Below are 18961 nucleotides of genomic sequence, written 5' to 3' on the forward strand. Positions count from 1 at the left end.
TTTATTTTCATAATTTTATATAAATTCTTATTTTTCTGGTGAGATGGATTTTAAAAAATATAAATTAAAATGTTATTAAATAGTGGATCTGCCGTTACATTATGACGAATGCTCGTGAGCGATATCGTTATTCAGATTGATTGTGAAAATAATTGAATGTGGCGGATCGACGATCATTCTGCCGTTCTGAATATATATCGTATGTTGTAAATACAGTTCACTCGCGTCTCGCGCGACCTCGCGAGGGCTGCTCGTATTGGTCCGTCAAGGGGGCGGTTATCGACGAAGCTCACTTCCCAAACCAAGTCCTCCAACACCGCGTCGAGTTCGTAGGAGAGCGTTTCCACGCTCTCCTGCTCGTTAAAGGTTGGCACGACGGCCCGCAGCTCCGGCGCCACATACGCCGGCAAGTGCTTGGAAGTGCACGACAGGGCGCGTTGCCCACGCATCGTACGCTAATCGAAGAGGCGGCCAAGAAAACCACGCTTGTGCCCGCCGTGCTCGCGCGAACTGCCGTGTGAATCGTGACTCGAACCGTGATGCTTCGAACCGTGAGCGCCTGGGGCTGGCGAATAGCCGCCTGGGGTCTGCCCCCACGGCATCGGCGCGCTGGGCTGCCCGGCCGTCGAACTCGGAGGCGCATTGGTGGGCGTGCTCGACGTCACCGTCGCAATGCTTCTTTCTACAATCCTGTCCAATTCTCCACGATCAAGCCAGATTCCGCGGCATCTCGGGCAATAGTCGATCTCGACGTTCTGCCGCTCGGTCATGACAAGATCGGTGCGGCAGACAGGGCAAAGCAGCCCCTGAGCTGAAGGTTCAATCATTGTTACGCTCCGCAGTTTGTCTTCCGGTTTTCGGGGGGGCGCCGGAGCCTGACCCATCTAGTTACTAGAGAGGCAAGACAGATCGTCGCCGAATTGAACCAATTCGCAGCGTCTTCGTGATGGGGTCCTCTGCTGGAGAAGAACTGCATCGTGAGTGTTTCGTGGAGAGGGAGAGGGAGAGGGAGAGGGAGTGGGAGTGGGAGAAATGAAGTCGTTGCGTCCCCGCGAGTCCCCGAGCCGTGGCGCTATCCAGGCGCAGATCGGATCGGCCAAGTTTTGCAAAGAGATCGGAATGTCCAGACGATGCCTCAGTGTCATCATCTGGGATCTCTCTCTCACGCTGCCCCTCCAAAGCGGAGCAGGCCTTTCCGGCGTGACGGGCGCGAAATCTCCAGCTCTTGACGTGTAGACGGTTAGAGCTTCCGAAGCGGATTGCGAGGCGGCGAAGCCACCCATAATCGAAGACACATCAAAAATCCTTCTCGATCAAAGGAATCGATCCCTTGAGCTGGCTGATCGCCATTTGCAGCTTTGATGTAATCGTCCTGAAAAACATTCCGCTCTGTCGGCACTTTTGGAAATTTTCTTCGGTTTTATGTTTCAGCGCCTCGCCAGTCGCCTGTCCGATGGAACTCATCTCGAGCCACGCCTGATCTATATCGATGCCGACCGAACGGGCGGAAGCGTCCGCCGCGCGCAGGACCTTCTGGGCTTCCGCGAAGCTGAGCGTCGGCTTAAATCTGGGGTCCGACTGCTCCTCAGCTGCCTCCGTGCAGGCCCGGATGGCAAAATACATTGCGTAGAGGAACTTCAGGTGCGCCGTGGCCTGCGCCCGTAGGTCCGCAGGAGCCGGCTGAGTGGCGGAACTGGCTGCCGCCCACGCCGGCGCCACGTCGGAAGCGCCTGCGGTGACCGCAAGGAGCGTGGCCAAGACCAAAAATATCCTCATGCTTTGATCTCGCAGCTGTTGGTCATCCAAGGGTGAGAGGGGCGGAGGACGCCCCTCTCGGTTCATGCCTTCGGCATTACTGCTGCGCGCCGGAGGCGGTGCTGATCGTCCTGCCCGTCGAGTTGCCCGTGGTGCTCTGGGCATCGGTTGGCTGAAGCCGCGGCGGCCTCACTCCGCTTTCGGCCCGTCCGCTTGGATAGTTGTTCTTCTGGGCGTCGAAGAATTCGTGCCGCTCATGCTCCTCTGCGCTCAGCGTCGAGGAATAGGGCTCGGCCGAAGCCACGACCGGGAGAAGGGCGAAACCCAGGGCGATGACGTAACGCTTCATGATTGAACCTCGAATGTTGGATATCGTCTTGAACTGTTCATGTCGTTTCAACATTCAGGCTCGGGGTGGAGGCGGATCCACCTCCGGGGCGACGCCTCTCATCATGCGCTCCCCGCGCAACCACATGCCCCTCGAATCCCACCGGACCGGCCAGCTTGACGCCGCCGTCACGGCGAGATGCGGGCAGGCATGGCACTCGCACCGCACCAGCGCGCAGACCGGCTGCCCGGAGGACGAATCCCGTTCCTCGTGATGCGCAGAATCGGTCAGGCTCGCGCCGGCCACAGGCTGCGCATAAAGGCCATCGCCGATGCCGAGCGGCGCCAGGCACACCCCCACCGCGAGCAGGAGACGCAGCAGGGCAAGTCGTAGCAGCCTGCTCATCTGATCGCTCGCGCCAGCCGGTTGAGTGCTCGCGTCTTCATTGAGACGCGCCTCGTAGTGGACTCTGGTCGACCGGAGGCCGGCTGTCTTGCGCAGCCATGCTCGTACTGTCCTTGTTCCCATTCATGTCATTGCGACCAGCCGCGTTAGTGAGCGTGCTGCGACCGTGGGGAGCGGGATGGGACAGACCCAACTGCACGTCACGGAACTCGTGGCGCTGCTTCTCGCGGTAGGTCTTCGGCTGCGGGTCGAGCGCAAAGGCGGCGCTTGCCGGCAGCGTGAGAGCGGCGAGAGTGCTGAGCAGCACGATACGCTGCCGTAGGATGCGTGTTCCAGCCATGGGACCTCTCCTTAGTGGGTGGTGAACTTGGCCTGGCCGGATTTTCCGGCGGCGGTCTTGAGCACCAGCGTGACGGCGGTGCCGGCCGCGATGGGCGCGCCCGCCTCGCCGACGAGGGTCTCGCCCGCAGGCTTCAGCGCGACCGTCTGGCGCGCGCCGCCGAGGACCAGCATGGCCGAGCCGGTGAAGCCGGCGGTGTCCACGCCCTTTCCAGCGCCGTCGAGCACATGAACCGTCAGCGTCTTGCCCGAAACCTCGATTTCGGCGTGCACGCCCGCGATATCCTCCAGCGCGCCGCCGTGGGGTCCCTTCTGGGCGCCGTGGGCGTGGCCGCTTTCGGCGGGGGCCTGGGCGAGCGCGGGGGCCGCGGCCAGAAGGCTGGCCGCGATGATGAGAGGCTTCAACATGACTTGGTCTCCGTTCTTGAAGGTTCAGGAGGCTGGGTTTTCCGCCGCCGCCTGCGAGGTCTCGGCGGCCTTGGTCTCGCGCCGGAACAGCACGTAGAGCGCCGGCAGCACGAGCAATGTGAGGATGGTGGAAGAGACGATGCCGCCGATGACCACGGTGGCAAGCGGCCGCTGCACCTCGGCACCCGCGCCGGTGGCGAGCGCCATGGGCACGAAGCCGAGGGAGGCGACCAGCGCCGTCATCAGCACGGGCCGCAGGCGCGTCAGGGCGCCCTCGCGCACGGCGGCCACCATGTCGCGGCCTTCGTCACGCAGCTTCTGGATAAAGGCGATGATGACGAGCCCGTTCAGCACCGCGACGCCCGAGAGCGCGATGAAGCCGATGCCGGCGCTGATGGACAATGGCAGCCCGCGCAGCAGCAGCGCGGCGATGCCGCCGGTGAGCGCCAAAGGCACCCCGGAGAACACCAGCGCAGCATCCGCCACCGAGCCGAAGCTCATGAACAGCAGCAGGAAGATGAGGGCGAGCGCGATGGGCACCACGATGGCGAGCCGCTGGGTGGCGGAGACCAGTTGCTCGAACTGCCCGCCCCAGCCGATCCAATAGCCCTCCGGCAGCTTCACCTTCTCGGCCACCTGACGCTGCGCCTCGGTGACGAACGAGCCGAGGTCGCGCTCGCGCACATTGGCGCTCACCACGATGCGGCGCTTGCCGTTCTCCCGGCTGATCTGGTTGGGGCCGGGGGAGATGGAGAGACTGGCGATGGCGGCTAATGGCACATAGCGGATCTGGGCATTGGCACCCGAGGCCCACACCGCGGGACGCGGCTTGTCCGGGTCGGCCACCGCCGGGGGGAGGGGCACGGGCAGAGCGCGCAGGGCCTCGATGTCGGTGCGCAACTCCTCCGGCAGGCGCACCATGATGTCGAAGCGGCGGTCGCCCTCGAACAGCACGCCCGCGGAGCGGCCGCCCACGGCGATCTCGATCAGCTCCTGCACCTCCGCCACGCTCACGCCGTAGCGGGCCATGGCGGGACGGTTGAGGGATACTGTAAGCATGGGCAGGCCGGAAACCTGCTCGCTTTTCACATCGGCCGCTCCGGGAATGGCGCGGATGACCGCCTCCACCTGACCCGCCACCTGTAACAGGGTGTCGAGGTCATCGCCGAAGATCTTCACGCCCACATCCGAGCGGATTCCAGAGATCAGCTCGTTGAAGCGCAGCTGGATGGGTTGGGACAGCTCGTAATTGCTGCCGGCGACCTCCTCGGAGGCTTCCTCGATATCCGCCATCACCTGGGCCTTGGGCTTGCGCGGATCGGGCCACTCGGCGCGGGGCTTCAGGATGATGTAGCCGTCGGAGATGGAGGGGGGCATGGGGTCGGTGGCGACCTCCGCCGTGCCGGTGCGGGCGAACACCTCCTTCACCTCGGGCACCTGGAGCAGGCGCTTTTCCAACGCCTCCTGCATTTCCACCGATTGGGTGAGGCTGGTGCCGGGCACGCGCAGGGCCTGGATGGCGGCATCGCCCTCGTCGAGGCTGGGGATGAACTCGCCGCCCATGCGCGAGGCCGCCACGCCGGTGGCAAGGATGAGCCCCATCGCCATGAGCGCCACCACCGCGCGATAGTTGATGGCGGCGTCCAGCAGCGGCGTGTAAATGCGCCGCGCCGTGCGCATGATGATGTTCTCGTGCTCGGAGACCTTGCCGGTGACGAGCAGCGCCACCGCCGCCGGAACGAACGTCATGGAGAACACCGCCGCCGCCGCCAGCGCCATCAGCACCGTGACCGCCATGGGCGTGAACATCTTGCCCTCCACCCCGGTCAGCGTGAGCACGGGCAGATACACCACGGCGATGATGAGGGTGCCGAACAGGCTCGGGCGGATGACTTCCCGGGAGCCGGCGAGGATGGTCTGAAAACGTTCCGCGCGTGTCAGCAACCGGCCGCGCTTGTGCTGCTCTTCCGCCAGCAGGCGCAGGCAGTTTTCCACGATGATGACGGCCCCATCGATGATGATGCCGAAATCTATGGCGCCGAGGCTCATGAGATTGGCGGAAACCTTGTTCTCCACCATGCCCGTGATGGTGAGCATCATGGACAGCGGGATCACGCAGGCGGTGACGAGCGCGGCCCGGAAATTGCCGAGCAGCACGAACAGCACCACCACCACGAACAGCGCGCCTTCCAGCAGGTTCTTTTCCACCGTGGCGATGGTGGCTTCCACCAGATGGGCGCGGTCATAAACGGCGCGGGCAATCACCCCCTCCGGCAGGGAGCGGGAGATGTCCTCCAGGCGCGCGGCCACCCGCTGGGCCACGGTGCGGCTGTTCTCGCCAATGAGCAGCATGGTGGTGCCGAGCACCACCTCCCCGCCATTGAGCGTCGCCGCGCCTGTGCGCAGCTCGCGGCCCTCGCGCACCTCGCCAATGTCGCCGATGCGGATCGGCGTGCCATCGCGGCTGCCGATGACGATGTCGCGGATCTCCTCCAGGTTCGCCACCTGGCCCGGCGTGCGCACCAGATATTGCTCGCCATTGCGCTCGATATAGCCGGCGCCGACATTGGCGTTGTTGGCGGCGAGCGCGGTCATCACGTCGCGGAACGAGATGTTGTGGGCCATCAGCCGCGCCGGGTCCGGCAGCACATGGAACTGCCGGGCGAAGCCGCCAATGGTGTTCACCTCCACCACGCCGGGCACGGTGCGCAGCTGCGGCTTGATGATCCAGTCTTGGATGGTCCGAAGCTCGGTGGGGGAATAAGGCGTGCCATCCGGCTTCTTCGCTCCGGGCTTGGCCTCCACCGTGTACATGTAGATTTCGCCGAGGCCGGTGGAGATCGGCCCGGGGGCCGTCTCCACCCCTTGGGGAAGCTGGTCCTTGGCCTGTTGGATGCGCTCATTCACCAGCTGGCGGGCGAAATAGATATCGGTGCCATCGGCAAACACCACGGTGACCTGGGACAGGCCATAGCGGGAGAGGGAGCGCGTATATTGCAGCCCCGGCAGGCCGCCCATGGCGGTTTCGATGGGGAAAGTGATGCGCTGCTCCACCTCCAGCGGCGAGAAACCGGGCGCGGACGTGTTGATCTGCACCTGGACATTGGTGATGTCCGGCACCGCATCGATGGGCAGGCGCGTGAAGTTCCACGCCCCGAACGCACCGACCATGAGGCACACCAGAACCACCAGCCAGCGCTGGCGGATGGAGAAGGCGAGAATGGCGTCGATCATCGCGCGCCCCCCTCGGTCTCGCTCGGCGCGCCCACCTCGCGGATGCGGGCGAAGCTCTCCACGGGGGTGACGAACATCACGCCGTCGCCGCGCCGCCCGGTCCAGCCGGCGCGGGCGATGAGGCCGGATATGGCCTCCGTCTCGCTGGAGCGGCAGACGATCTCCAGCCGCAGATGGCGCTGGTAGACGAGGTCGTATTCGCTCGCCACATAGGTGCCGCCGACGCCGCGCCCGCGGCCCTGGCCGCGGACCTCCACCAGCGTGAAGCCGGGGAATTGCGGCAGCTCCTGCAGCGCCTGCACCACCCGTCCCTCAAGGTGGGGATGGATGAGCGCGGTCAAAAGCTTCAGATCCTCCTGGGGCGCAGGATCAATCCGGGGCGTGAGATCAATGCTCATGGCTGGCGCTCCCCTTGGCGAGCTCGGCCTTCACCACGAAGGAGTTCTTCGCGGCATAGACATCCCCCGGCATCAGGCCGAACAACACTTCGGCCCATTCGGCGTCGCGGTCGCCGATCTCCACGTCGCGCGGCTCGAAGGCGTCGCCGTTGCGCACGAACACCACCGTGCGCCCGTCGACGGCCTGCAGCGCGCCGGGGCGCACGGCGAGGTCCACAGGCTTCTCCGCAAGGGTGATGGTGCCCACCGCGAACAGGCCGGGGCGCAGGCGCAGGCCGTCATTGGGGATCACCACGCGGGCGAGCGCCGTCTGCGTGTCCGACGCGCCGATGGGCGAGACATAGGCCACTTCGCCGGCAATGGGGGCGCCGCCGTCGTCCGGGTCCACCTCCACCTTGTCGCCGACCCGCACCCGGGCGAAGTCGCGCCGGTAGACGGAGAGATCCACCCACAGGGTGGAGAGGTCCGCCACCACGAAGGCGGGCTTCTGCTCCGAGGCGTATTCGCCCAACGCCACCTGCCGGTCCACCACCGTGCCGGCGATGGGGGACTTCAGGTCATAGGTGGTCAGGCTTTGGTTGCTCTCGATGACGGCGAGCACGTCGCCCTTCTGCACCGTGTCGCCGATCCGCTTCCGGATCTCGCGGACGACGCCGGGAAAGCGCGGCGTCACCTGCACCACGGTCTCCTGGTTGGTCTGCACGAGACCGTTGAGCCGCAGCTTCTGCCGCAGCTTTTCCGGTCCCGCCGTCTCAAGGCCGATGCCGGCCGCTGCAAGCTTGGCGTTGTTCAGCTCCACGGCGCCCTCGCCGTGGGATTCGCCGCCCTCGCCTTGGCCCGGTTCGGCCCCATGTCCGGCTTCGGCGGCCACCGTGCCGGGCACCGGTGCCGTAGGCCCCTGAAAAGCATAGATGGCGCCCGCTCCGGCCATAAGGCCGACCACGAGCATCGCCAGGTCGCGTCGCGCCGTGCGGCTCATTTCGTCTTTCCCTTGCTGAGGTTCACCGGCCGGCCGATCAGGCCCTCGATGGTCGCGAGCGCGGTGTGGAAATTGACCAGGGCGTCGAGCTCGCGCAGCGACGCATCGGTGAGCGCGGACTGGGCGTCCAGCAGCTCGAGCAGCGTGTAGCGGCCCTCGCCGTAGCCACGCTCCACGCCCTCGAAGGCGCTGCGCGCGCCGGGAATGGTGCTGGTGCGCAGCAGGCTGACCTCGTCATAGGCCGCCTTCAGGGTGTCGTGGGCGCGCCCCAACTGGGCGATCAGCGCACCGCGGGCGATGGCCTCCTCCGCCTCCGCCCGGCGCAGGGATTCCTGTGCCTCGTAAATGCCGCCTTCATTGCGGTCGAAGATCGGGATCGGCACTGAGAGCGTCACCCGCATGCCGCTGTCGGCGGTCTCGTTGTAGTGGCGATAGCCGACCCCCAGGGTCACGTCGGGCACCGCTTTCGCCTGCGCGGCGCGCAGCTCGGCCCGCCGCTGCCCTTGGACGGCCGTGAAACGCGTGAGTTGGGGGTTGCCCTGAGCCTGCTTGATGAGGCTCGGCAGCGCTGGCGGCGCGCTGACTTTGAAAAGATTGCCCGTGGCGCGGCCGAACCGGGCCTCGTTCATGCCCATGAGCACGGCCAGGTCACGTCGCGCGGTCCCGAGAGACGCCTTGGCCCGGTCCAGCTCGACTTTCGCGAAATCTGCGGCGACACGGGCGCGCGAAATCTCCGCAGGAGAGGACGCGCCCGCATCCACCCGCGTCTGCAGCAGCGGCGCAAGGCGCGCAATCGCCGCCGCCTGCTGATCGAGGATGGAGACGCGCTGCTGCGCGCCCAGCACGGCGGAGAAAGCTGCGGTGGTTTCCGCCAGCACCTGCAGGCGGGTCGCCTCACGCTCCCAGCGCGCGACTGTGACACCCGCGCCGGCGGCGGCCATGCGCGCCTCGCGCTTGCTGCCCAGCTCCACCAGCTGGCTGATCTGCAGCGTCTGCTCGGCGAGGTCCAGCCCCTGGTAGGAGCCAGAGCCCATGGCGTTGTCCACCTCCAGCGACAAGGCCGGATTGGGCAGTGCGGCGGCCTGGGTGGAGCGGCCGGAGGCCATGCCGATGTCCCGTTCCGCCGCCGTGAGGCGGGGATTGGCGGCGAGCGCGCTCGCCATCGCACTGGTCAAGGCGAGAGGGCGCTCGGCTGAAGAACGCGCGGCTGCAGGGCGTGTGGATTGGGGACGCGCGGATTCGGCAAGCGTCGGCGACGCCGGAAGCAGCACAAGGGCTGCCATAAGCGCACGCGCAAGGGCACGAGGCGGCATGATCTGATCCGATGGCTGTGAGCTGAACGCAGGCGCAGGGCGCCCGCGCGCGGACAGGGGTCAGATCAGGCGCAGGGGGGACGGATTTCGGTGGGAACGGTACGGCTCGACGCGGTCGCCGGTTCAATCGCGACGCGAACGGGCGTCAGGCCGCCGAGCGGCGCGGTGGCCACCACGGGCAGCACGAACGCCACGCAGCCGTGACAGCTGTGATCGACCGTGGATGTGTCGGCCTGGGGGGAAGACTTGCCGTTGCTCTGAGACTGCGGCTCAGCATGCTCCGCGGCGAGGACGTCCGGCAAAACGCCACCGGGATCGGAAAAGCCCAGCGACAAACCGGCAATGGCCGCCTTCGCCTCTTCAGCATGGCGGGTGGTGAGCGTGTTGAGCATCGGGCCCGCGACGAGACCCATGACGAGCGCCAGCACCACGCCCTGGCGGAAGGCCAGCGCACGGCACGCGATCATCATGCGGGTGAGGACACGAAGCATGTTTCTGAAGTGCTCCGGGACAATCCGCCTGTCAAGGGTATCCCAGACACAGCACATCATCTTTTCGCTGCTGTGGCGTCAGATAACCGAGATGCAAGCGTCTCACGTTTCTGTGACCGGAGACCATCGATCTTCAATCCTGATTGCGATGGATTGGAGGATCGTTCCAGCCTCGTTGTTCGGCATTCGCAGATAAATTCGCAAGGGCTGAGGGGGTGTTTGAGAAGGGCATCGGTTCATTGCCATCTGCGCAGCAGTGTGGCTGAAGCCGCGACGGTGATGAGGGTTTCAGCAACAGCGGTGATCTGCTCGTAGTCGCGGACGAGGCGGCGGTTCTTGAAGATCCAGGCGAAGGTGCGTTCCACCACCCATCGGCGCGGCAGGACCTCGAAGCCTTTGGCGCTGGTGCCACGGCGGATGATTTCGAGGGTGATGTGGGCCTTATCCGCCGCCCATGCCGCAAGCCGCCCGGCATAGCCGCCATCGGCGAGGACGCGGGCGACGAACGGGTAGCGCTGGCGCGAGGCCGTCAGCGGCAGCTTGCCGCCATCGCGGTCCTGGATATCGGCTGCGTGGAGACACACGCAGAGCAAGCGCCCGTCTGTGTCGGTCAGGATGCGCCGTTCGCGGCCGGTGATTTTCTTGCCGGCGTCGTAGCTCTTGGCGTCCCCTTTTGATCAGCGGTGCGCACCGACTGACTGTCGAGGATCGCCGCCGAGGGCGAGGCAGCCCTGCCGCTGCGCTCGCGGTCGGCCATGACCAGGGTGTGGTGAACTCGCTCCCAGACGCCCTCGCGTTGCCAGCGGCGCAGATAATAATAGACCGTCCGCCACGGCGGCAGGTCACGAGACAGAAGCTGCCATGCCGGCCCGCACGAAATAGAGGATGGTGTTTACTAGTTCGCGCGACGTCGCCTTCCTGGGGCGCCCGCCCGCCCGCCCGCCTGCGCTGCAGGGATCAGCGGCGCGATCAGATCCCGTTGTCCGTCCGTCCGGTCGGTCTCGTAGCGGCGCCGTCCGGGCGGGGTCTTGCGGGGCATGGAGCGTCGGCTCGTCTCGTGGATCCGACGCCCTATGATCACGCCCCTTGGGAATCCTTGTCAAACACGCTCTCAGAACGGGGGAAGGGCGGCGCTGATGGTCGCTGCATGTTGCGCTCCGGGGGGCAACGGACGGCTATCGCCCGCGCTCCGGTAACGATTGACTATGATGAGGACCATTGAGCTTATGGCCCGACATGTTCCCCGGCGTTTTGACTGGTGCTCCGAGAGATCGAGGCTCCCTGTAGAAACTGGACCAGCGCCGCTTTCCGGGACCCACGATCGAGCGCATAGGCGGTCTGCTTGAACTCAATCCCGTCGAGCAGCCCCTGGATGTAGCCCGAAATGGTATCTGCGGCCATGATCAGAGCTGTGTCGAGCGTATGGATGTAGTTGCTGGTGACCGATCCCTTCGCATGGCCAACCAGGGCGGCGATGGTGACCTCGGTGAAACCCAGATCGTTCGCAACGCTGGCGAAGCTGTGGCGGAGGACGTGAGGGCTAATATCGGCCAGGGGTGAGTTTGCGAAGATCTTCCCCCAGTGATTGGGGAAGCTGCCGAACGCGTTCTCGCCGCCCCGGCCGGGGAAGACGTAATCTCCGATCGCCTCATTCCGGCGCCTCTCCAGATACTCCACCACGGGCAGCCCGATGGGCCGGATGGAGCTTCCCTCCTTGCTATCCTTCAGGCGCAGGCAACTGCAATCCGTATCGGCTTCATCCCATCGCAGCGTCACCATCTCCATGCGCCGGCAGCCGGTCAGGGCGATCTGGCGGATGATCTCCACCGACATCCTGTAGTTCTCGTTTTTGGAAGCCGTCTTGAGCAGGTCGCCGAGGACGCGATATTCGGCTTCGCTCAGTCGTCTGGCGCGGACATTGTCTTTCGGCCGCCGCACACCGTGCGCCGGGTTCGTTTCGATGATCCCCGCTTCGACAGCGTAGGTGAGAATGCCGCCCAACAGGCCGATTGTCCGCGTGGCTGTGCCGGCGCCGCCTCTCACGATGGACTTGCCGCGCAGGTTCTTCGTCATGACGGTGACACGCGTCTTCCCTGCCATGATGTCCTTCATGGCCCTCGTGATGTCGGCTTTCGTCAGGTCCCTGACGCGACGCGAGCCGAGGAGGGGAACGATATGACGGTGGATGCGGCCGAGATCGGAGGCGATCGTGCCCGGCTTCTTGGGGCGCCCGCCTTTTCCGAGGATGAGACCGGCTTGCAGGTCGGCGAGGTAGAGGTCACAGAGTTCCTTGACCGTGAGCGCCTTGCGATCAAGCAGCCGTTCTTCAGCCGGGTCGTCGCCTTGCGCGATCCGGCCCAATTGCGCTTTGGCTTCCTGGCGCGCGCGTTCAGGTGTCCATACCCCGTGCAGCCCTATCGTGAACCGACGCGATCGGCCCGCCGACCGATACTGAAGGACGTAGCTTCGCTTGCCGGACGTGAAAACCCGGAGGCCAAAACCAGGGAGCTCGTCGTCCCAGATCACGTAATCCTTGGCGCCGGCCTCTGCTGCATCGACGGCCCTTTTTGTGAGCTTAGCCATGGAAAATCTCCGCCCTTGTCGCTTCGTCTCGCGTAAGCGCCACGTAAGCGGCAGGAAGAAAGTGGTAGCGGAGAGAAGGATAGTCTCGGCTATGGCCAGCTACAAATTCTTTTTTAATAACAGTATGATATCGCATTTCTTCGTGCTCCATCGTGATTTCGACGGAGCTACAAGTAATCCCTCCGAAGGCGGAGGCCACACGTTCGAATCGTGTCGGGTGCGCCATTGCAACTAAGGGTTGTTTTGGCATTTGAGTGGCAGACGCCCGTTTTTGTCCTCCCGCTGAAAGCTGATTGGCCGCCTTGGCAGGGTCGTAAAGCGGCTCCAACCTGCATACGGATCTCGCCTTCTCCAAAATTCGACAGGGTATGAGACGCGCGGCTTGGCGCCCCTGGCTCCCACGGACTCTTGCGTACCACGAGGTCGGTAGATCCCCTATGCCTCGCCGCGGTGATCAGGTCTTCCTTACAAGCACCGGGAGCTTCCGTCTTTCATCCCGGTATTATGTAGCAAACTCACCTAAAAATAATGACGCCAACGCAATGCGTTGAGGTATGCTAAGGGCATGGCCGCTGATCCCCAAGTCCTGACAACGCTCCGGCGCAAACGCTCAGAGGTAGAGGGCTTTATCGCCAAGCTCGAAAAGCAGATTGATACCGCCAAGCGCGATCTATCCGCGATCAACGCCACGATCCGCATCTTCGAGGTGAACGGGGAGCCAAGGGAGTTCCCAGCCTATGTCGAGATACACAGGCTCTTCAAGCGTGGGGAGATGACGGCCATCTGTAAGGCCGCTTTGGCGCAGGAAGGCGCGCTAGACACGCGGGAACTGGCCTTGCGCGTGATCCGAGCGAAGGGCCTGGACGAAGGCGACAAGGCGCTACGGCAGACGATAGCGCTGCGGATTGTGCAGGCGCTAAGGCTGCAAGCAAAAAGAATGGCAATAAGCGCAATAAGAAAACGCAACGGCGTTCAGCTATGGGGACAGCTTATAGCCACGCAGTAGGCTTTTGAATTGCTCCGCCAGAGAGTGATGTCGGGAACTGAGAATTTCTTAACATAGTGCTGTGAATATGAACTACCGAGGATGCTTCTCTTTGCAATTTAGTGGCCACGCCTGATTTGCTTGGGCACGCAATAATAACTCGTTTTCCTTTTTGGCGAGCCATTCGTACTGGCGTTATCAGGTCTGTGTCATTTGAAACAACAACAGCAATATCGAATTGAAGAGAACAGGCATCATTCACGAGATGTGCAGCTAAATTTACATCGGAGCCTTTTTCTTCCATTGTATGGACTTTAACGATCGTCGCATTAGGCAATGGAGATTCCGCTACCGTAGAGCGCGGCGCTCCCCGTGGCGGGAAAATCCCAACGGGAAGTATCGATGGCTTGTGACTGGATACAGGGTGGTTACCTATTGGCAGCGTTACGCTCGGCGTAGAGCACGCTATAGGGTCTCCGCCAATCGGGACATTTATTGATGGTCTCCATATCGTTTTTGCCAAAAAACTACCAAAATGAACTTCAACGACCGACAGTGTTGAAAGAGCTTTAAGATAAATAGCCTGACTTTTTGGAGCATCCGGGTCCTGTGCCCCGGATACTCTCGCAGTGAAGTATTTAATTTTTGCGATGTTGGTTCCGGTAGGAACTAGTTTTTGGGCAAATTGGTGAAGGTCTAGCCATTTATTTGGCCTACCCTTCATTTGGCCATAAAACAGATTGAAGCCATCGATATAGACGACCGCATCCATCCCCACCCCCCAAAAAAGCAAAGGGCCACCCCCACGAAGAGGGCGGCCCTTGAGCCGACAGCATGCTATCGGCGGGTATAGGCGCTTGATAGGTGATTCTTAGCTCAAAGTCAAGCGCGGCACTTGACAGGGTTAAGAATGTGTGGTGGCCACCCTCTCCGACTCGCCATAGCCTATCAATGGCGGTTTGATTCTTGAATCCCAGCCAAGGTTGTCCACACCTTTTGTTTTACCGTTGCCAATATCCCTTCCATACGCGGCTCACAGGGTGCGCCAGCGCAGCGCCGACCGTCATCAGGTACTGCTCGCCATTGCTCACCCGGCGATGATCCTCGCGCCACGCCATTTCGGCGGAGTACGCGGCGAGGTACGGGCCGCTGATGTGGTGGTGAATGCCCATCTCAGCGCGGCGGATGCGGGAGAAGAAGCTTTCCGCGCCGTTGGTGCAGGCCTCGCCGTCTGAATAGCTCTCCTGATGGTTGATGCGCTTGGTCAGGTACAGCGCATGAAGCTTGTCCCAATGGGCGGCTTCGTCGGCATGGATCACAGAGCCGGGGGCCACGCGCTGGGCAATGGTCTCGACGGACTGGCCTTCCGCCTTGAACACGAAGGGGAGCGTCCGGCCGCCGCGCTCGCGCATGATGACCACGACACGGCGCTTGCCGGTCTGGTGCTTGGCAAGGCGACGGTCAACGCGGTTCTCGACATTGTTGGCGGGGCGGATGTGGCCACCGAAATAGGCGCCATCAACCTCGACCGTGCCGGAGACGGTCATTTCCGCCATTTCGGCCGCCATGGCCTCTCGGAGCTTATGGGCCAGGACGAAGGCGGTCTTGTACTGCACGTCCAGATCACGGGAGAGCTGGAGGGCGCTGTGGCCCTTGGCGCCATTGACGAAGATAGCGATGGCGAGGAGGTAGTCGCGGATCGGCAGCTTGCGGCTGGCGAAGATGGTCCCGGACGTGACCGAGAATTGATGCGCGCACGCCTTGCACTTATAGAGTTTGCGGGTCTTGTAGGTGAGGGTTTCGGCGCAGGCGCAGCGCGGGCAAACCGGCTTGCCGTCCGTGTCAGACCAACGGACCAGGCGGAAGGCGTCATGGGCTTCCTCGTCCGACATGCGGGCAACCTTCGCCAGAGAGAGCGAGCGGGCCGCGGAGGAAAGGAGGAAGTGCTGCGCCATGTCCGTGCCAACGATTTTCGTTGACCTCAGCGATAATGGCGTAGATCGTTGGCGTCAACAAAAATCGTTGGCCTTCGCGAAAAAGTTCGCTATACGGTAGGCATGACACCGGAACAGTGCCGTGCAGCAAGGGCTTGGATTGACTGGTCGCAAGACGATCTTGCGCGCGCGGCCAGCGTTTCCCTATCGACCGTCCGCGACTTTGAGAAAGGTCGGCGGGTCCCGATAGCGAATAATCTAACGGCAATGAGAGCTGCGCTTGAGGCGCGGGGTGCTCGGTTCGTTGGTGATGGCGTCGAGACATTGGGCGTCGAGTTCCGGAACGGCGCAGCAGCTTGATTCTGCTGGACGAATCCCGCTTTAGGTGCTAGAAAAAGTGAAGGGCCGCCCCGGTGAGACGAGACAGCCCTAACACTCGGTCCCTCTACGGGACCTTCCGACCTCTCCTGCTCACACAGGGAGGGAAAGTGGAGGCGGGGGGAGTCGAACCCCAAGGGGAGACCCTGCAACTGGTTCCTTGGCCCGGCCAACCGCTCCCATAGTGCCTGAAGGCGCCGATTAAAGGCCGCTACCTTTCCTTCTCAGGGGCCAGGGTAGCGGCCTTTCCTATATGTCCTCGCACCTAGCGTCGGTCGGCGGAAACGCTAGGGCTGGAAACCCTCCTCAGCATGATTCGGCTCCTTCAGCTGAGGCATTCTTGTCCACGTCTCCGCCGATGTCAACGGCATGTCCGAGTTATGTCTTGTAGAGACGTGGAGGCAGGCGACGGGCAGGTTGCGCACGTCTTGCGGCTATATCTGATTTCGGATATGACTCGCGCCTAGTGGAGGGCGCGATGAGCGACGTGGAAGATGATGCCAAGCGGCGGCTTCAGGGGCGGAGCCCGCCTTTCCCGTTCATAAGCCTGGAAAAGGCGCTTGAGCGGGCCGCCAAGCTTTATGAGTACAGCAAGGGGCACCCTGTCCGAACTGCATCAGCAGTTGTGGCGTGGGGCTACCAGCCCAAAAGCAGCGGCGGGATTCAGACCATCGCGGCTCTAAAGAGCTTCGGCCTGCTCACCGATAGCGGGAGCAACGAAGAACGTAAGGTCCAAGTTTCAGATCTCGGCCGCCGCCTTCTGCGCGGGCCACCTCCGGACGTTAAGCGCCAGCTTTTGCAACAGGCGGCCCTAGGGTCGAAGGTAATTTCTGAGTACTGGGCGGAATGGGGAGCCCGCCGCCCTCCTGATAACGACTGCAAGTGGGAACTGTGCGACAAGCGGGGCTTTACCGAGGAAGCCGCCGCGAAGTTTCTGACGGTCTACGATTTGACGGTCAGCTATGCGGGGTTGGGCGATTCTGATATGGTTCCTGACGACGCGGCGGACATAGGGCCGCCTGATGACGTAGAGGAGCCAGCCATGGAAGACATCCCGCCGCGGGCACCCGCGCCTACCGTCCGATTTGCTGGTGGCGGCGCGGCGGCCTCAAGCCCGGAGGTCTCTGTGCCGGAGGGGTCGCGAAAGGCGGTTTTTCCCCTAACCGAAGGGGACGTAACGCTGATTTTCCCAGCCGACCTTTCCCCCTCTGCCTTGGAGGAGTTGGGCGACTACCTTGAGATCTTTCTCCGAAAGGCGAAACGAGATAGCGGGCGCCCATCGTGAACTCACTAAGCCCGGCCAAGCGCCGGGCTTTTCACATACGCCAACGCATTGCGTTGGCGTCATTATTTTTAGGTGAGTTTGCTACATAATACCGGGAGGATCATCCATTCGCCCGCCGGGAGATCATTCCGATTGCGGCGTGCGCGGAAGAAGACATCATCGCCTACAGCCAGACGTCGGCGCCGGACTTTCACGCGATGATCACCGGCATGTGCGCTTCGGCCGGGTTCGTGCCGCGCATCGCGACGGAGGTGGCGCAGGTCTACACCGCGCTGGGGCTGGTCAGCTCGGGCGCCGGAATCGCATTCGTCCCGGCGTCCGTGCGGCGGGTCCAGGTGGAGCAGGTGGTCTACCGGCCGCTGGCGGAGGCCGCGCCGGACGTCCAGGTGCTCCTCGCCTGGATCGAGCAGCAGCCATCGCCGCTCATGGCCGCCTTCATCGAGACGGCGCAGGCGGTCATCCAGCGCATGGGCAGGGAATAGACCGTCCGCGCGCGCACGGACCCGGCGGCGGGGGCCGGGGGACGCGGCACCGGCAGTTCCGCCGGCCGCCAGCGCCACGTCGTGCGGCTTACCCTGCCCGCCGGAAGGCGGCTGCGGGATGGCGTGCCGGCAGGCGGCCGCCAGCGCCGGGAAACAGCTTCTCCCGCAGCGTGCCTTCGGCGTAGGCGGTCTTGAAGACGCCCCGGTCCTGCAGCTGGGGGATCAGCAGATCGACGATGGCGTCGAGGGATTCCGGCATGACGGTCCGCACCAGATTGAACCCGTCCACCCCGGTTCCCTCCACCCAGGCCAGCATCTCGTCCGCCACCTCAGCCGGCGAGCCGACGAAGATGGGCGCGCGGGCCCCGGCGGGGGTGAAGTCCGCCAGATCGCGGACCTTCGGCAGGCTCTGCGCCTTCACCGTGAGGTTCTCCAGCGTCGAGCGGATGGCGTTGCTGCGCTGGAACTCGAGCACGTCGTCCGGTCCGAGGCCGGACAGGTCCACGCCCGTCCAGCCGGAGACCAGGGCGAGCTGGCCGGCGGTGTCGAGCCAGCGGCGGTATTCCTCCTTCAGCTCGCGCGCCTCGGCGGAAGTGGGCGCAACGATCACGGTGGCGCCGAGGAAGGCGACGATGTCGTCCGGAGCCCGACCCGCCGCCACGGCGGCCTCCCGCAGGGCGCGCACGGCCTTGGCGGCGATGGGGATGGTCTGGCCGTTGAGGAAGACCGCCTCTGCGTGGCGGCCGGCAAAACCCAGCCCGCGCGTGGAGGTGCCCGCCTGATAGAGCACCGGCGTGCGCTGGGGCGAAGGTTCCGCCAGCGCGCGGCCATCGACCCGGTAGTAGGGGCCTTCGTGAACGATGCGGTGAACCTTCGCGGGATCGCTGAAGATGCCGCGCTCCCGATCCCGCAGGACGGCGCCGTCCTCCCAGCTGCCTTCCCACAGCTTGTAGATGGCGGCCATGAAGTCCTCGGCCGCGTCGTACCGCTCGTCATGGTCGCGGGCGACCTTCAGGCCCATGCCCCGTGCCCCGCTGTCGAGATAGCCGGTGACGATGTTCCAGCCGACGCGCCCACCCGTCATGTGATCCAGCGTCGAGAAGCGGCGCGCGAACTGAAAGGGGTGCTCGTAGGTCAGGTTGGCGGTGACGCCGAAGCCGATATGGCGGGTCACGTGGGCCATGGCGGAGATGGGAATGATCGGGTCCGCGCTCGGCGCCTGCGCACCCGATGCGAGCGCCGTGTCGCCGCTCCCGCCGAAGACGTCGTAGAGGCCGAACACGTCGGCGATGAAGATGCCGTCCAGCAGGCCGCGCTCGGCCGTGCGGGCCAGATCCGTCCAATAGCTGAGCGTGTTGTAGGTGGCCTGGGTATCCCGCGGATGGCGCCAGAGCCCCGACCAGTTGTGGGACGGCGCCGCCATCTGGAAGGTGTTGAGCCTGAGCTCGCGGGGCTTTGCCATCTGCGTTCCTCAAGGTGTCCTAGGCGCCGCTGCGCACGCGACGCGCGCAATTCACGGGAATATGATGTGGGTGGCTGTGAATGGTCGGAATCTGGTGGAATAATAAGTTGATCAAGTCAATCGAAATTGGATAAAGATCGCGGGCTTCACCGGTCGCTCGCGCCTCGACCTCGATGGTCCGACAGGCGTCCCGTGCCCCGGC

At 63.8% G+C, this 18961-nt stretch carries 18 protein-coding genes and 1 pseudogene; 4 read left to right on the forward strand and 15 right to left on the reverse strand.

Annotated features, from left to right (window positions below; genetic code table 11):
- Positions 1-455 precede the first annotated feature (455 nt).
- The 12 genes and pseudogenes from V5F49_RS15885 to V5F49_RS15940 form a co-directional block, all read right to left on the reverse strand.
- Positions 456-884, reverse strand: a complete 429-nt coding sequence (locus V5F49_RS15885) for a TFIIB-type zinc ribbon-containing protein (RefSeq protein WP_394092170.1) — start codon at positions 882-884, stop codon at positions 456-458.
- A gap of 412 nt (positions 885-1296) precedes the next feature.
- On the reverse strand, positions 1297-1758 hold the full coding sequence (locus tag V5F49_RS15890; protein ID WP_198139188.1) for a hypothetical protein: 462 nt from the start codon (positions 1756-1758) through the stop codon (positions 1297-1299).
- 94 nt (positions 1759-1852) lie between these two features.
- On the reverse strand, positions 1853-2104 hold the full coding sequence (locus V5F49_RS15895; RefSeq protein ID WP_394117624.1) for a hypothetical protein: 252 nt from the start codon (positions 2102-2104) through the stop codon (positions 1853-1855).
- 421 nt (positions 2105-2525) lie between these two features.
- Positions 2526-2828, reverse strand: coding sequence for a hypothetical protein (locus V5F49_RS15900; protein ID WP_238123838.1), 303 nt, complete (start codon positions 2826-2828; stop codon positions 2526-2528).
- Positions 2829-2839: 11 nt separating this feature from the next.
- Positions 2840-3235, reverse strand: coding sequence for a hypothetical protein (locus tag V5F49_RS15905; protein WP_012112635.1), 396 nt, complete (start codon positions 3233-3235; stop codon positions 2840-2842).
- Positions 3236-3259: 24 nt separating this feature from the next.
- On the reverse strand, positions 3260-6469 hold the full coding sequence (locus tag V5F49_RS15910; protein WP_238123839.1) for an efflux RND transporter permease subunit: 3210 nt from the start codon (positions 6467-6469) through the stop codon (positions 3260-3262).
- Positions 6466-6867, reverse strand: a complete 402-nt coding sequence (locus V5F49_RS15915) for a P-II family nitrogen regulator (protein ID WP_238123840.1) — start codon at positions 6865-6867, stop codon at positions 6466-6468. The genes V5F49_RS15910 and V5F49_RS15915 overlap by 4 nt, the downstream gene beginning before the upstream one ends.
- Positions 6857-7846, reverse strand: coding sequence for a divalent metal ion exporter adaptor subunit IhpB (gene ihpB, locus V5F49_RS15920; RefSeq protein ID WP_012112638.1), 990 nt, complete (start codon positions 7844-7846; stop codon positions 6857-6859). The genes V5F49_RS15915 and ihpB overlap by 11 nt, the downstream gene beginning before the upstream one ends.
- Positions 7843-9159, reverse strand: a complete 1317-nt coding sequence (locus V5F49_RS15925) for a TolC family protein (RefSeq protein ID WP_238123841.1) — start codon at positions 9157-9159, stop codon at positions 7843-7845. Before V5F49_RS15925 ends, ihpB begins: the two co-directional genes overlap by 4 nt.
- A 65-nt stretch (positions 9160-9224) precedes the next feature.
- The gene (locus V5F49_RS15930; RefSeq protein WP_238123842.1) at positions 9225-9650 is read right to left on the reverse strand and encodes a hypothetical protein; all 426 of its coding nucleotides are present in this window, start codon (positions 9648-9650) and stop codon (positions 9225-9227) included.
- A gap of 236 nt (positions 9651-9886) precedes the next feature.
- Positions 9887-10689, reverse strand: a pseudogene (locus tag V5F49_RS15935) (IS5 family transposase).
- A 185-nt stretch (positions 10690-10874) separates the two neighbouring features.
- Entirely contained in the window at positions 10875-12233 is a 1359-nt protein-coding gene (locus tag V5F49_RS15940; RefSeq protein ID WP_238123843.1) for a tyrosine-type recombinase/integrase, read from the reverse strand.
- Positions 12234-12798: 565 nt separating this feature from the next.
- On the opposite strand from V5F49_RS15940, the gene V5F49_RS15945 reads away from it, so the two are divergent.
- The gene (locus V5F49_RS15945) at positions 12799-13239 is read left to right on the forward strand and encodes a hypothetical protein (RefSeq protein WP_394117623.1); all 441 of its coding nucleotides are present in this window, start codon (positions 12799-12801) and stop codon (positions 13237-13239) included.
- Here the strand turns inward: V5F49_RS15945 and V5F49_RS15950 are convergent.
- Positions 13223-13990 (reverse strand): NYN domain-containing protein, encoded by a 768-nt coding sequence (locus tag V5F49_RS15950; RefSeq protein ID WP_394117622.1) that lies wholly within the window; start codon positions 13988-13990, stop codon positions 13223-13225. The two genes, V5F49_RS15945 and V5F49_RS15950, sit on opposite strands and share 17 nt — an antisense overlap.
- 229 nt (positions 13991-14219) lie before the next feature.
- Entirely contained in the window at positions 14220-15173 is a 954-nt protein-coding gene (locus V5F49_RS15955) for an IS1595 family transposase (protein ID WP_394117621.1), read from the reverse strand.
- Between the two features lie 102 nt (positions 15174-15275).
- Here V5F49_RS15955 and V5F49_RS15960 point away from each other — a divergent pair, with 102 nt between their 5' ends.
- From V5F49_RS15960 to V5F49_RS15970, 3 genes are all read left to right on the forward strand, one after another.
- A complete protein-coding gene (locus V5F49_RS15960) occupies positions 15276-15512 on the forward strand; it encodes a helix-turn-helix domain-containing protein (RefSeq protein WP_394117659.1) in 237 nt (78 codons plus the stop codon).
- A gap of 496 nt (positions 15513-16008) precedes the next feature.
- Entirely contained in the window at positions 16009-16815 is an 807-nt protein-coding gene (locus V5F49_RS15965; protein WP_394117620.1) for a hypothetical protein, read from the forward strand.
- A 155-nt stretch (positions 16816-16970) separates the two neighbouring features.
- Positions 16971-17297, forward strand: coding sequence for a LysR substrate-binding domain-containing protein (locus tag V5F49_RS15970; protein ID WP_509210791.1), 327 nt, complete (start codon positions 16971-16973; stop codon positions 17295-17297).
- A gap of 88 nt (positions 17298-17385) precedes the next feature.
- Here V5F49_RS15970 and V5F49_RS15975 read toward each other — a convergent pair whose 3' ends face one another.
- Positions 17386-18759, reverse strand: coding sequence for an LLM class flavin-dependent oxidoreductase (locus V5F49_RS15975; RefSeq protein ID WP_394117619.1), 1374 nt, complete (start codon positions 18757-18759; stop codon positions 17386-17388).
- Between the last annotated feature and the right edge of the window lie 202 nt (positions 18760-18961).

This window comes from Xanthobacter lutulentifluminis (genome assembly GCF_043194675.2).
GTDB lineage: Bacteria > Pseudomonadota > Alphaproteobacteria > Rhizobiales > Xanthobacteraceae > Xanthobacter.

What these genes read in the sequence shown, in the direction of transcription:
- V5F49_RS15885 (WP_394092170.1), bottom strand. Translation starts at nt 884, where the DNA reads ATGGGTCAGGCTCCGGCGCCCCCCCGAAAACCGGAAGACAAACTGCGG.
- V5F49_RS15895 (WP_394117624.1), bottom strand. Translation starts at nt 2,104, where the DNA reads ATGAAGCGTTACGTCATCGCCCTGGGTTTCGCCCTTCTCCCGGTCGTG.
- V5F49_RS15900 (WP_238123838.1), bottom strand. Translation starts at nt 2,828, where the DNA reads ATGGCTGGAACACGCATCCTACGGCAGCGTATCGTGCTGCTCAGCACT.
- V5F49_RS15905 (WP_012112635.1), bottom strand. Translation starts at nt 3,235, where the DNA reads ATGTTGAAGCCTCTCATCATCGCGGCCAGCCTTCTGGCCGCGGCCCCC.
- V5F49_RS15910 (WP_238123839.1), bottom strand. Translation starts at nt 6,469, where the DNA reads ATGATCGACGCCATTCTCGCCTTCTCCATCCGCCAGCGCTGGCTGGTG.
- V5F49_RS15915 (WP_238123840.1), bottom strand. Translation starts at nt 6,867, where the DNA reads ATGAGCATTGATCTCACGCCCCGGATTGATCCTGCGCCCCAGGAGGAT.
- ihpB (WP_012112638.1), bottom strand. Translation starts at nt 7,846, where the DNA reads ATGAGCCGCACGGCGCGACGCGACCTGGCGATGCTCGTGGTCGGCCTT.
- V5F49_RS15925 (WP_238123841.1), bottom strand. Translation starts at nt 9,159, where the DNA reads ATGCCGCCTCGTGCCCTTGCGCGTGCGCTTATGGCAGCCCTTGTGCTG.
- V5F49_RS15930 (WP_238123842.1), bottom strand. Translation starts at nt 9,650, where the DNA reads ATGCTTCGTGTCCTCACCCGCATGATGATCGCGTGCCGTGCGCTGGCC.
- V5F49_RS15940 (WP_238123843.1), bottom strand. Translation starts at nt 12,233, where the DNA reads ATGGCTAAGCTCACAAAAAGGGCCGTCGATGCAGCAGAGGCCGGCGCC.
- V5F49_RS15945 (WP_394117623.1), top strand. Translation starts at nt 12,799, where the DNA reads ATGGCCGCTGATCCCCAAGTCCTGACAACGCTCCGGCGCAAACGCTCA.
- V5F49_RS15950 (WP_394117622.1), bottom strand. Translation starts at nt 13,990, where the DNA reads ATGGATGCGGTCGTCTATATCGATGGCTTCAATCTGTTTTATGGCCAA.
- V5F49_RS15955 (WP_394117621.1), bottom strand. Translation starts at nt 15,173, where the DNA reads ATGGCGCAGCACTTCCTCCTTTCCTCCGCGGCCCGCTCGCTCTCTCTG.
- V5F49_RS15960 (WP_394117659.1), top strand. Translation starts at nt 15,276, where the DNA reads ATGACACCGGAACAGTGCCGTGCAGCAAGGGCTTGGATTGACTGGTCG.
- V5F49_RS15965 (WP_394117620.1), top strand. Translation starts at nt 16,009, where the DNA reads ATGAGCGACGTGGAAGATGATGCCAAGCGGCGGCTTCAGGGGCGGAGC.
- V5F49_RS15975 (WP_394117619.1), bottom strand. Translation starts at nt 18,759, where the DNA reads ATGGCAAAGCCCCGCGAGCTCAGGCTCAACACCTTCCAGATGGCGGCG.